The organism is Thiobacter subterraneus (genome assembly GCF_055379455.1).
In genome coordinates, this window is the sequence record NZ_AP042402.1 from 1298958 (window position 1) to 1311509 (window position 12552).

Sequence of the window (12552 nt, forward strand, 5' to 3'; positions counted from 1 at the left end):
TCAGCAGGCCCCAGGCCGGGCCCACGCTGGTGTCACTCGCGCACGATTTCGCCACGGAAACCGATCGCCACCGCCAGGCCGGCGAGAACCAGCCCCAGCAGGATCATGACCGGGCCCACTCCGGTAGCGAGGATCTGGCCGGCCCAGGCCTGGTTGAACACGGTGACCAGGTAAAGCATGCCGGAATGCAGAAGAGTGCCCAGGATGAACAGCCAGCCGATCACCTGCTTCATCCACTTGCGCTTGCAGGAGACGAACATCAGCACCACGCCCACGACGATGTTGAGCAGGGCTTCCAGATTGCCGTGCACGTGGGGCCCGGAACGCACGGCGTCGATGGGCGCGCGGGCATTGATCTCACGGTTGATGGCCAATACCGCATCCGTGGCGAGGCGCCCCAGCTTGTCCGCCGTGATGGGTGCGAGGGTCTCCGGATCGTCATAATTGCCACCCGCCACCTCGGCCAGCTTGCCCGTGGCCGTGACACGCCCCTCCTGGGCCTCATTGGCCGTGGGATGCAGCTTGAGCAGCATGTAGGGCCCCAGCGCCGCGGACAGGGCCAGGAAGAAAAAGCCGAAGGCAATGTTGAGTCTGCTCATGACGGTCTCCTCTCGTGGTTGGATCAGGGCTCGAATGTCACGTGGTACACCACCCGCGCCTTGACCACACGGCCCTGGCGCACGGCGGGCTTGAAACGGGCGTCCCGCAGCCAGGCAATCACCGCCTCCTCGAAACCCCTGCCAGGCGGCTTTGCCTCGATGATGCTCACCTCGTCGGCACGTCCGTGCTCGTTGAGCAGCATGAGCACGATCACCTCGCCCGGGAGGTTGCTGCGAGCGGCTTCCTCAGGATAAACGGGCTTCGTGTCACTGAGAAGCACGGGATGCTCGTCTACCTGGCGCGCCGGGTAGTAGGTGGGGTCCGGCGGCAGCGGCAGATCGAGGGTGGTGGATCCGGCGGCCGCCTCCGGCATGCCGGGGCGCACCGGAGCCGCGTCTGTCCTGGTATCGGCAGGCAGCGGCGGGGCGTCCGGCACGGGCTGGGGCGGGCGGGCCGGCTCCCGCGCTGGTTCAGGCTCGGCTGTTTGGGGTGGCAGGCCCGCCTCGGCTGCAGCCGGTTTTTCCGGCTCCCGGGCCGGCTCGACCTGGGCCAGCCGCACCGCCAGCCGTTGGGGCGCGACACCCGGCCGCTCCACCTGCCCCACGCGCGTGCCCAGCAGCAGCGCTGCGTGGAGCAGGGCCGACAGCGCAAGGGCCAGCACCAGAGGCAGATTGCGCAGACGGTGCGGAGGAATCTTCGACAGAGACATGGCTGGCCGGCATCATACGACAGGTTGATCGCGGCTGAAGCCGCTCCCACATCCCCCCGACCCTGGCTCCCCTGTGGGAGGCGCTTCAGCGGCGACACCGGCCTGACTATAAAGTAAAGACCTGACCCCGCCTTTTCTCCCCCTTGATGGGGGAGGGCAGGGTGGGGGTGAAGGTGAGAACGCCCGATCCCGGGTGCAACGCGGTGGGAAGCGCTTCAGCGGCGACGCCGGCCTGACTATAAAGTAAAGACTTGACCCCGCTTTTTTGACCTGACCCCGCCTTTTTTGACCTTTTGTTTCAGCCCCGCTTGCGCGCCACCATGTCGATGAGGGCGGACATGCCGTAGTGCTTGGTGCCTTCGGCGATGAAGTCCTCGTGTTCCCGCAGGTGGAGGATGTCCATGTCGGCGAAGGCCTGGCGCAGCAGGTCTTCGGTGTACATGTTCTCCGCCGCGGAGGGGCCGCCGGTCCGGTATTCCAGCTGCTTGGGCGTGTAGCCCTGGAGAATCAGATGGCCGCCCGGCTTGAGGGCATCCTTGATGCGCTGGAACAGGATGGCCCGCTCCCGCGGCGGGGCGAACTGGATGAAGATGGCGGCGACGATGTCGAAGGCCTGTTGCGGCCAGTCCCATTCCATCACGTCGGCCACGTGGAATTCCACCTGGACGCCCCGCTCGGCGGCGAGCTTTCTGGCTTTCTCCACTGCCGGCGCGGAGAAGTCCACGGACACCACCTGCAGTCCCTGCTGGGCAAGCCAGACACCGTTGCGGCCCTCGCCGTCGGCCACCGCGAGGGCGCGCTGGCCGGGCACGAGAAGCGCTTTTTGGGAGGCAAGGAAAACGTTGGGCTCGGTGCCGAAGATGTAATGGCGCTCGGCATAGTGCCCGTCCCACATTTCGCGGCTCATTTGGCGCCGCCCTCCCTGGCCGTCCTGCCCTCGTTGAGGAGTTCCTCGATCTTCTCGCGGGGAATGGCGCCGGGCACCATGCGTCCGCTCTCGAAGATGAGCGCGGGCGTGCCCTGGATGTTGAGCTTCTGGGCAAGCTGCGCGGTGCGCGCCACGGGATTGGGGCAATCCCCCCTGTTGTCGGGGGGTGTGCCGCCATTCATCACGGCAAGCCACGCCTGGGCGCGGTCGGGGGCACACCACACCTTGCGGGATTTCAGCCCCGCCTCCGGATGCAGCTGGTCCAGGGGCAGGAGGAAGACGTATATGGTGACGTCGTCGATCTTGGCCAGGTCGGCCTCCAGCCGGCGGCAGTAGGGACAGTCCGGATCCTCGAACACGGCCAGACGCCGGGTGCCCTTGCCCCTGACGATGCGAATGGCGTCGTCGAAGGGCAGGCTGGCGAAGTCCACCCGCAGCAGGGCCTCGCGCCGTTCCGCGGTGAGGTTGCGCTGGCTGCGGGTGTCGATGATGTTGCCCAGGATCACGTGGTCCACTTTCTCGTCCACGTAGAACACCTGCTGGCCGGCAGTGATTTCATAGAGCCCCTTCACGGGCGCCTTCTTCACGCTGGACACGGGAATGTCCGGAAACCGGCTCGCCAGTTCCTTGCGCACGCTGTTTTCATCGGCGCAGGCGGCAGTGGCGATGGCGAGGGCCAGGAGCAGCAAACGGGAGCAGAGTCTGGAAATCATGGATGCCTTTCGTCAGCGTAATGAAAATGACACGGGGCGCGACCACGGTCAGGCCGCACCGCCCAGCGCATGGCGCACGAGGCGCTGCTTCACCGGCGCCAGGTGCCCGGTGAGGGTGAGCCCCAGGTTGCGCAGCACGCCAAGCAGGGGATCGCGCCGGCCGAACAGCTCCTTGAGGCCGTCGGTCACGGCCTGCATGGCGATCACGTCCTCCTTGCGGGCGCGCTCATAGCGGCGCAGGAGCCAGGGATCGCCGCAGTCGCGCGCGCCGCGCGCGGCCAGCACCTGCGCCAGCACCCGGGCGTCCCCGAAGCCCAGGTTCACGCCCTGCCCGGCCAGGGGATGCACCTGATGCGCCGCATCACCGATCAGGGCCAGGCGCGGCGCGGTGACGCGGCTCACCTGGATGAGGTGCAGGGGGAAGCCGGCCGCGGGAGTGATCACCTCGAGCCGGCCCAGGATGCCGCCGCCGGCCTGCGCCACCCGCTGCGCCAGTTCTTCCGGGGCGAGGGCCAGCAGCGCCTCGCCGTGTTGCGTGGGAGTGGACCACACCATGGAAATCCGGTTCCCGGGCAGGGGCAGCCAGGCCAGGATGCCATCCTCCCGGAACCACTGACGCGCCACGTCGCCATGGGGCCGCTCGCAGGCGAAATTGGCCACCACGCCGAGCTGGCCGTAATCCTTGTCGCGAAAGTCGAAGCCCCCCAGGGCGCGCACCCGGGAGCGGGCTCCATCGGCGCCCACCACCAGGCTCGCCGTGAGGTTGCGCCCATCCTCCAGCGTCAGCCGGACGCAGTCGGGCGCCATGCCGAGCGCCGCCACCTGCGCCGGACAGAAGCGCGCCACCCGGGATTCCTGCACCAGCGCATCCCAGAGCAGATGCTGCAGCCGGCCGCTCTCCACGATCCAGGCGAGCGCCGCCACGCCGGCCTCATAGGCGGAGAACTCCAGGTGACTGCTGCCATCATCGCCACGGATGTGCATGGCCGTGACGGGCGCACGCCACGTGGCCGCCAGCCGGGGCCATACGCCCAGCTCCGTGAGGAAGGCGACACTCGCGGGACTCACGGCATAGATGCGGCTGTCCCAGGCCTCCCCGGGCGGGGGTGCCGGCTCGCGTCCTTCCACCAGGCCAACCGTGAGCCCGGCCCGATCCAGGGCGAGGGCGGCACTGGCGCCCACCAGTCCCCCGCCCACCACGATGACATCGAAGCGGCTGTCCATGCTAACCCCGCGCGCCGAACACCATGCGCCGCACCACGAAATCCTTGGCAGGCGGCAGGATGTCCAGCAGCGACAGCGCCGCCGCACGCACTTGGCGCAAAAGGGGCCGATCGTTGGAGAAGCCGCGCACCAGCCAGTCGGTGAACAGCATGCCGCCGCCCGTATCCAGCCTGCGGCCCCGAGCATAGGCATCCAGCATGTCCGGCGCACCGAGGCTCTCCCGTGGCGCAGCCTGGATGGCGGCGGCAAGCTCGAAGGCATCGCGCAGCCCCAGGTTGAAACCCTGCCCCGCCACCGGATGCAGCGTCTGGGCGGCATTGCCCACCAGCACCGTGCGCGCCAGCACGCGCGGCTCGCTGCGGCGCAGGCCGAGGGGGAAGGCCGTGCGCGGGCCCGCCCAGAGGAAGCGTCCCTGCCGGTCGCCGAAATGCTCGTGCAGGCGCGTGCGGAACGTGGCGTCGTCCCAGGCGAGCATGGCCTGTGCCGCTTCGGGGGAAGCCGTCCACACCAGGGCGTAACGGTCGCGATAGGGCAAAAGCGCGGCGGGACCGTCCGGGGTGAAGCGCTCATAGGCCAGGCCGTCATGGGGACGTTCGCTGCGCACCTGCCCCACCACGGCCCACTGACCGTAGTCGCGCCGGATCTGGCGCACGCCGGGCAGGGTCCCCAGCAGACGGCCGCCATCGGCCAGCACCGCAAGCCGCGCCGTCTCCACCCGTTCGCCCGCCCCGTCGTGCCACTTCACCCGCGGCGCGACGACATGGGGCTGTATCGCCGTGACCTCCGCCCCCGTGACATAGCGCACCGGCGCCGCGCACAGGGCCTCGTGCAGCGCCGCGACCAGCGCCGCGTAGTCGATGACATAACCCAGGGCGGGCAGTTGCGCCTCCTGCGCAGTGAGCAGCGTGCGGCCGAAACTGCCGCGCTGGGAGACATGGATGCGGGTGATGGGTGTGGGTTCGGGCAGACGCGCCCAGATGCCAATATGCTCCAGGATCAGCCGGCTGCCGTGGGAGAGTGCCAGCGTGCGGGCATCCGGAGACGCAGCGAAATCCCGCCGCGCCTCCAGGACGGTGACGGCCGGGGGCGCGCCGCCGTCCGCGACGCGCGCAAGCAGGAGCGCCAGCGTGGCGCCCACCGGGCCGCCGCCGACGACGAGGATATCGGTGTCAGTCTGCACCATAGTGTTCAGGACTCATTGCGCTGCGGGCGCAAAACCCACAGGGTACACGGAGAAGGGCGGCACACCCAAGCCCGCCTTGCGCCTTGGGGTCAGGTCTTTACTTTATAGTCAAGCCGGCGCCTTGCGCCTTGGGGTCAGGTCTTTACTTTATAGTCAAGCCGGTGTCGCCGCTGAAGCACCCCCACCGGGGAACCATGGCCGGGGGATGCGAAAGCGGTGTCAGCCGCGACGGAAAGCGACTCAACGTCCTTCCGCCATGCACGCCTCGATGTCGGCCACGGTCTTGGGCGTGGCGGCGGTGAGGACTTGGCATTCGCCTTCCGTCACGCACACGTCGTCCTCGATGCGGATGCCTATGTTCCACAGGGCCTGGGGCACGCCTTCGCCCGGGCGGATGTAGAGTCCGGGTTCCACCGTCAGCACCATGCCCGGCTCCAGGATCCGCCATGCGCCGCCACGCTTGTAGTCGCCAGCATCGTGCACGTCCAGGCCCAGCCAGTGGCCGGTCTTGTGCATGTAGAAGCGCTTGTAGGCGCCGGATTCGAGCACGCCGTCCACACTGCCGGCCAGCAGCCCGAGGTCGATCATGCCCTGGGCCAGCACGCGCAGGGCCGCCTCGTGGGGTTCATTCCAGTGGCGTCCCGGGCGCACCTGTGCCATCGCCTCCCGCTGGGCGGCGAGCACGATTTCGTAGCAGTCCCTCTGCGCGGGGCTGAAGCGTCCGTTGACCGGGAAGGTGCGCGTGATGTCCGAGGCGTAGCCGTCGAGTTCACAGCCGGCGTCGATGAGGAGCAGGTCGCCATCCCGCAGCGGCGCGTTGTTGGTCACATAATGCAGGACGCAGGCATTGGCCCCGCCCGCCACGATGGGCGTGTAGGCCGGCGCCTGGGCCCCCTGCCGGCGGAACTCGTGCAGCAGTTCCGCCTCGATTTCGTACTCGAACCGCCCGGGCGCCGTGGCGCGCATGGCGCGGCGGTGGGCGGCCCCGGAAATTTCCGCAGCCCGCCGCATGGTGGCCAGTTCGTGGGCATCCTTGATGAGACGCATCTCGTCGAGCAGCGCACGCACGTCGCGAATGCCCGCCGGTGCCGTGACGCCGTTGCGCGCCTGCGCCCGCACGGCGTTGAGCCAGCCCACGACGCGGGTATCCCAGCTGGGATCCGCGCCCAGGTCGAAAAAGAGGTCCGGCTGGTCGGCGAGGAGGCTGGGCATCATCTCGTCAAGCTTTGTGATGGAATGGGCCTCGTCCATGCCGAAGGCCTCGCGCGCGCCCTCGGGCCCGTAGCGGAAGCCGTCCCAGATCTCGCGTTCCTCGTCCCTGTCGCGGCAGAACAGAATGCTCTTCACGCCGCCATTCACCACCAGCACCAGCACCGCCTCGGGCTCGGGAAAACCCGTGAGGTAATGGAAATAGCTGTCGAACCGGTAGGGATAGTGGCTGTCGCGGTTGCGCGGACGTTCCGGCGCGGTGGGAATGACCGCCACCCCCGCGCCCATCTGCGCGGCGAGTCTCAGGCGACGCTCTCGATAGGGATTCATGATGCCACTCCAGATCAAGGGGCCCGCACGATGGCCCCTGAAAAAATTCTCCGCTTTCAGTCGCGGGGTCCCTTGCAGCACAGGGTCAGGGCGCGGTCCAGGGCGGCGAGCCGCTCGGGTGTGCCCACGTCCACCCAGCGCGCGCGGTGGTGCTCGCCCCGCACGCCACCCGCCGCGATCCACTCCCGCAGCAGGGGCCCCAGCGCAGCCCGGCTGCCCGGGACGATGTGGGCGAAACGCTCCGGACGATACACGCCGATGCCGGTATAGGTGAGCCGCGGGGTGCCCTCCAGACGACAGAAGCCGTCCACCAGCGCGAAGTCGCCCTGCGCATGATGGGGCGGATTGTCCGTGAGCACCAGATGGGCGAGGTACTGCGCATCCCTTTCCATGGCCGCGGCGATGATACGCGCCCGCGCGAAGTCGTAATAGGTGTGGATGTCGCCGTTCACCACCAGGAAAGGCTCCTCGCCCAGTAGGGGCAGGGCCTTGGCAATCCCGCCCGCGGTCTCCAGGGGCTCGCCTTCCGCCGAGTAGCGGATGGAAACGCCCCAGCGGCTGCCGTCTCCCAGCGCGGCCTCGATTTTGCCGCCCAGATGGGCGTGGTTGATCACCAGCTCGGTGAAACCGGCACGTGCCAGGTTCTCGATATGCCAGACGATGAGAGGCTTGCCGCCCACGGCCAGCAGGGGCTTGGGCGTGTGGTCGGTGAGCGGCCGCATGCGCTCGCCCCGCCCGGCGGCGAGGATCATGGCCTTCATGGGAAATCTCCGCAGCTGTGCGCCTGCCGGACCCGAGTCAGAACGTGTAGCCCACCTGGGGCTGGCTGCCGTGGAGTTCGTCCAGCAGCCGGATCAGCGGAGTGAGTTCGCCGTACCGCTCGCAGGCGCGGCGCAGGTAGTCCAGCACCAGGGGCATGCTCTGCAGGTAGGCATCCTTGCCGTCCCGGTGCTTCAGGCGCGCGAAAATGCCCAGCACCTTGATGTGGCGCTGGACACCCATCCATTCGAAGTCCCGGTAGAAGTCGCCGAAATCCGCCGCCACCGGCAGGCCCTCCTTTTTCGCGCGCTCCCAGTAGCGGATCACCCAGTCGAGAATTTGTTCCTCGTCCCAGGCGATGTAGGCGTCCTTGTAGAGAGACACCAGGTCGTAGGTGATGGGGCCGTACACCGCATCCTGGAAATCCAGGATGCCGGGATTGGGCTCACAGACCATGAGGTTGCGCGAATGGTAGTCGCGGTGCACGTACACCCGCGGCTGGGCCAGCACCCGGCGCAGGATGAGATCGAAGCTCGCCTCCAGGGTCGCCTGCTGCCCGGCGCTGAGGGTCACGCCCAGGTGGCGCGGCACATACCATTCGGAGAACAGACGCATCTCGCGCAGGAGCAGGTCTGCGTCGTAGTCCGGCAGTTCGCCGGGACGGCTGGCGAGCTGGATTTTGATCAGCGCCTCGTTGGCGTCCCGGTAGAGGGCATCCGCCGTGGACTCCTCCAGCTTGTCGAGATAGGTGTCCTGCCCCAGGTCGGTGAGCAGCAGGAAGCCCAGCTCCAGGTTCTGGGCGAGGATCCGGGGGACGTGCACGCCCGCCTCGGCAAACAGTCCCGCGACATGGATGAAGGGCTGACAGTCCTCGTGCTCGGGGGGCGCGTCCATGACGATGTAGGTCTGCCCGTCCAGGTCGATGCGGTAATAGCGCCGGAAGCTGGCATCCGAGGAGGCCGGCAGAATGAGGAAATGCTCCCCCGCGAACACCTGGGACAGCCACCAGTCGAGATCGAGCAAGCGTTCCAATTGCGTTTCCAATTGAAAAAATTGAGGTTTTGTGCGATTTTAGCACCTCTCCCCGACCCACCCTCCAAGAATGCATCCATTCCCGTCGCGGCTTGCCGTCTGTCTCCTGCTGTGTCTGACGGCGCCCGTCACCCATGGCGCGACCCAACTGCCTCCCCTCAGGGTGGATCCGCGCCTGCTGGGCCTGCCGCCGGTATCCGCGCCTACCGCCCCGGCAAAGGAAGCCGGCGGCGCCAGCGCAGTACCAACGCAAGCCGCCCCGGCGGCCACCCCGACGCCGGCCGTGCCGCCCGGCGTGCCGGCCCCCCCGGCTACCGCCGGCAAACCTGCCCTGGCCGTGGCCCCCACCCCGGAGCGTGGCGCAGCAGCCGCGCCGGAAGACCAGCCACTGCCCCTTGCCCTGACACCGGAACTGCCGGCGCAGCGCCCCGCCCCGGACGCGCCCCTGCCGGTGTTCGTGCGGGCCATGGAGATCCGCGGCCACCAGGACCGGGAAGTGGAAGCGGAGGGCGACGTGGAAGTGCGCAAGCTGGGCATCACCGTGACCGCCGACCGCATGACCTACGACCTGCCCAGCGACACGGTGACCGCCCAGGGCAACGTCCGGGTGCAGACCGACAATGCCCTGGCGCGGGGCCCCGAGGCGAGCCTCAACCTGGAAACCCAGACCGGCCACATGGCCGCCCCCCGTTACATGCTCGCCCAGGAGCACGCCCGGGGCGAGGCGGCGCAGGCCGAGTTCCTGGGCAAGGACCGGATGCGCCTGAGCGGGGCGAGCTACACCACCTGCGGGCCGGGTCAGGACGACTGGTTCATCCGTGCCGGGGAACTCTACATCGACCGCAGCGCCAACGAGGGCGTGGCGCGCCACGCGCGGGTGGAGTTCATGGACGTGCCCCTCCTGTACACGCCGTGGATCAGCTTCCCCTTAAGCCGCGCGCGCAAGTCGGGCCTGCTCGCCCCCAGCTTCGGCACCACCGGCAACAGCGGTGCCGAGTTCACGCTGCCCTATTACTGGAACATCGCTCCCAACTACGATGCCACCATCACCCCCCGCTTCATGCAGAAACGGGGCCTGCAGCTGGGCGGCGAGTTCCGTTACCTCCAGCCCACCTACTCGGGAACCCTGCAGGCGGAATACCTGCCCAACGACCGGCTCACCGACACCAACCGAAGCGCCACCTACTGGCAGCATCAGCAGCAGTTCGGGCACGGGCTGGCGGGCGTACTCAACCTGCAGCGGGTGTCGGACAACAACTACTTCCGCGACCTGTCGACCCTGGTGGCCCAGACCGCCCAGACCCTCCTGCCCCGCGAAGGCGTTTTGACCTACGGCCTGGGCGGCCTGAGTGTGATGGCACGGGTGCAGCGCTTCCAGGTGCTGCAGGATCCCCTGGCGCCCATCATCCCGCCCTACAACCGGCAGCCCCAGGTGAGCCTGGGCTACAGCAAGCTGGATTTCCTCGGCACGGACCTGCGCGTCACCGGCGAATATGCCGACTTCCGCAGCACCGGCCTGGTGAGCGGGCGGCGCTTCGTGGCCTATCCCAGCGTGAGCCTGCCCCTGGCCCGCAGCTGGGGTTATTTCACGCCCAAGGTGGGTGTGCACTACACGCGCTACACCCTGGACGAAACCACCACCGGCCTGCCGGACGCCACCGGCACGGTGCGGCCCTATGCCACCGACGCCACGCGCACCCTGCCCATCTACAGCCTGGACACGGGCCTCGTGTTGGAGCGGGAGACGGGCCTGTTCGGCCAGGCCATGGTGCAGACCCTGGAGCCGCGCCTGTATTACCTGTACGCGCCCTACAAGGATCAGAGCCGACTGCCCAGCTTCGATTCCGCCGAGGCCGATTTCAATTTCGCCCAGATCTTTTCCGAGAACCGTTTCAGCGGCCATGACCGGGTGAGCGACGCCAACCAGCTCACCGTCGCCCTCACCTCCCGCTGGCTGGAACCGGCCACCGGCCAGGAACGGCTGCGCGCCATGGTGGGCCAGCGTCTGTCCTTCCGTGTGCCCCAGGTGACCCTCATCAGTGCCGCGCCCAAGGACCGGCGCTCCGATTTCCTGGCCAGCCTGGGCGGGCTCATCGCGCCCGGCTTAAGCCTGGACAGTGCCTGGGAATACAACCCCAACCTGCGCCACACCCAGCGCTACAACGTGGGCGTGCGCTACGCGCCGCAGCCGGGTCAGGTGGCCAACTTCACCTACCGCTTCAACCGCAACGACCTGCGCCAGCTCGACGCCTCCGCCCAGTGGCCGCTGGCGCCGCAATGGCAGGGAGTGGCGCGCTGGAACTACTCGCTGCAGGACCGGCGCCTGCTGGAAGGCATCGCCGGCGTGGAATACAACAAGGGCTGCTGGGCCCTGCGGCTGGTGGCGCACCGGTTCGTCACCGCCACCCAGCAGACCACCAACGCCTTCTTCGTGCAGCTGGAGCTGGCCGGTGCCAGCAGCCTGGGCTCGAATCCCCTGTCGCTGCTGCGCCAGAGCATCACCGGCTACACCCCCACCGAGCTGCAGCCCGGCACCTACAACCTGGAAGACTACTGACCCATGCGCCCGCCCCGTTTCCGTCTGCTCCTTTTCATCGCGCTGTTTTGCGCCGGCGCGGCCGCTGCCCAGACGCGCGCCCCCGTGCAGCCGGTGGACCGCATCGTGGCCGTGGTCAACAACGAGGTCATCACCCAGCAGGAACTCAACGAGCGGGTGCGGCTCGCCCTGCGCCAGATGAAGGCGCAGAATGTCCCGGCGCCCCCCCAGGCCCTGCTGGAGAAACAGCTGTTGGAACGCATGATCACCGAGCGGGTGCAGCTGCAGTTCGCCCGCCAGACCGGCATCCGCGTCGATGACGTGCAGCTCGACCGCGCACTGGCGCGCATCGCTGCGGCCAACAACATGAGCATCGACCAGTTCCGGCAGGCGGTGGAACAGGATGGCGTGCCCTTTCCCAGGTTCCGCGAGGAGATCCGCAACGAGATCATCCTGTCGCGCCTGCGGGAGCGGGAGGCGGAAAACCGGGTGACCGTGAGCGATGCCGAAGTGGAGCAGTTCTTCGCCAGCCCCCAGGGCCAGCAGAAAGGCGAAACCGAATACCAGCTGGCCCACATTCTGATCCGGGTGCCGGAACAGGCGGGCCCCGAGACCATCCAGGCCCGTCGCGCGCGCGCGGAGCAGGCCCTGGCCGAGATCCGCAGGGGCACGCCCTTCGCCCAGGTGGCGGCGAGCTACTCCGACGCCCCGGACGCCCTCAGTGGCGGCGGGCTGGGCTGGCGGCCGGCGAGCCGGCTGCCGGAGCTGTTCCTGCCGGTGCTGGATGCCATGAAGCCCGGTGAGGTGAGCGAGATCCTCCGCAGTCCCGCGGGCTTTCACATCCTCAAGCTGGAGGACAAGCGCGGCCAGGACACGCCCCTGGTGGTGGAGCAGACCCACGCCCGCCACATCCTGATCCGCGTCAACGAGCTCACCTCGGAAGCAGACGCCAAGCGGCGGCTGCTCGCCCTCAGGGAACGCATCGAGAACGGCGCGGACTTCACTGAGCTGGCACGCCTCAATTCCGAGGACGGTTCCGCCGCGAAGGGCGGTGATCTCGGCTGGCTGTCGCCGGGGGACACCGTCCCGGAATTCGAGCGGGCCATGAACGCCCTGCCGGTGGGCGGCCTGAGCGAGCCGGTACAGACACCCTTCGGCTGGCATCTCATCCAGGTGCTGGAGCGCCGCCGGCAGGACGTGACCGACGAGCGGCGCAAACTGCAGGCCCGCCTGCAGATCCGGGAACGCAAGGCGGACGAGGCCTATCAGGAATTCGTGCGCCAGCTGCGCGACCAGGCCTACGTGGAATACCGCCTGGAAGAGCGCTAA

Annotated in this window: 11 protein-coding genes; 2 read left to right on the top strand and 9 right to left on the bottom strand. The window is 68.3% G+C overall.

Translation table 11 applies throughout. The features are described 5' to 3' along the window. Positions 1-32: 32 nt before the first annotated feature. From ACZ42P_RS06490 to ACZ42P_RS06530, 9 genes are all read right to left on the bottom strand, one after another. The gene (locus ACZ42P_RS06490) at positions 33-599 is read right to left on the bottom strand and encodes a hypothetical protein (RefSeq protein ID WP_464899266.1); all 567 of its coding nucleotides are present in this window, start codon (positions 597-599) and stop codon (positions 33-35) included. Positions 600-622: 23 nt separating this feature from the next. Continuing rightward, on the bottom strand, positions 623-1309 hold the full coding sequence (locus tag ACZ42P_RS06495) for an energy transducer TonB (protein WP_464899267.1): 687 nt from the start codon (positions 1307-1309) through the stop codon (positions 623-625). 298 nt (positions 1310-1607) lie between these two features. Continuing rightward, positions 1608-2216 carry an SAM-dependent methyltransferase gene (locus tag ACZ42P_RS06500; protein WP_464899268.1) on the bottom strand — a complete coding sequence of 203 codons (609 nt, stop codon included), beginning with the start codon at positions 2214-2216 and terminating at the stop codon, positions 1608-1610. Beyond that, on the bottom strand, positions 2213-2950 hold the full coding sequence (locus ACZ42P_RS06505) for a DsbC family protein (RefSeq protein WP_464899269.1): 738 nt from the start codon (positions 2948-2950) through the stop codon (positions 2213-2215). Before ACZ42P_RS06505 ends, ACZ42P_RS06500 begins: the two co-directional genes overlap by 4 nt. A 48-nt stretch (positions 2951-2998) precedes the next feature. Continuing rightward, positions 2999-4174, bottom strand: coding sequence for a UbiH/UbiF family hydroxylase (locus ACZ42P_RS06510; RefSeq protein WP_464899270.1), 1176 nt, complete (start codon positions 4172-4174; stop codon positions 2999-3001). A 1-nt stretch (position 4175) separates the two neighbouring features. Continuing rightward, on the bottom strand, positions 4176-5357 hold the full coding sequence (locus ACZ42P_RS06515; RefSeq protein WP_464899271.1) for an FAD-dependent monooxygenase: 1182 nt from the start codon (positions 5355-5357) through the stop codon (positions 4176-4178). 240 nt (positions 5358-5597) lie between these two features. Further along, the gene (gene pepP, locus ACZ42P_RS06520; RefSeq protein ID WP_464899272.1) at positions 5598-6896 is read right to left on the bottom strand and encodes a Xaa-Pro aminopeptidase; all 1299 of its coding nucleotides are present in this window, start codon (positions 6894-6896) and stop codon (positions 5598-5600) included. 56 nt (positions 6897-6952) lie between these two features. After that, on the bottom strand, positions 6953-7657 hold the full coding sequence (murU, locus tag ACZ42P_RS06525; protein ID WP_464899273.1) for an N-acetylmuramate alpha-1-phosphate uridylyltransferase MurU: 705 nt from the start codon (positions 7655-7657) through the stop codon (positions 6953-6955). 37 nt (positions 7658-7694) lie between these two features. Next, positions 7695-8678, bottom strand: a complete 984-nt coding sequence (locus ACZ42P_RS06530; RefSeq protein ID WP_464899375.1) for an aminoglycoside phosphotransferase family protein — start codon at positions 8676-8678, stop codon at positions 7695-7697. 79 nt (positions 8679-8757) lie between these two features. Here ACZ42P_RS06530 and ACZ42P_RS06535 point away from each other — a divergent pair, with 79 nt between their 5' ends. Together ACZ42P_RS06535 and ACZ42P_RS06540 are read left to right on the top strand one after the other, a co-directional pair. Then, on the top strand, positions 8758-11244 hold the full coding sequence (locus ACZ42P_RS06535; protein WP_464899274.1) for an LPS-assembly protein LptD: 2487 nt from the start codon (positions 8758-8760) through the stop codon (positions 11242-11244). 3 nt (positions 11245-11247) lie between these two features. Next, positions 11248-12552, top strand: coding sequence for a peptidylprolyl isomerase (locus tag ACZ42P_RS06540; protein WP_464899275.1), 1305 nt, complete (start codon positions 11248-11250; stop codon positions 12550-12552).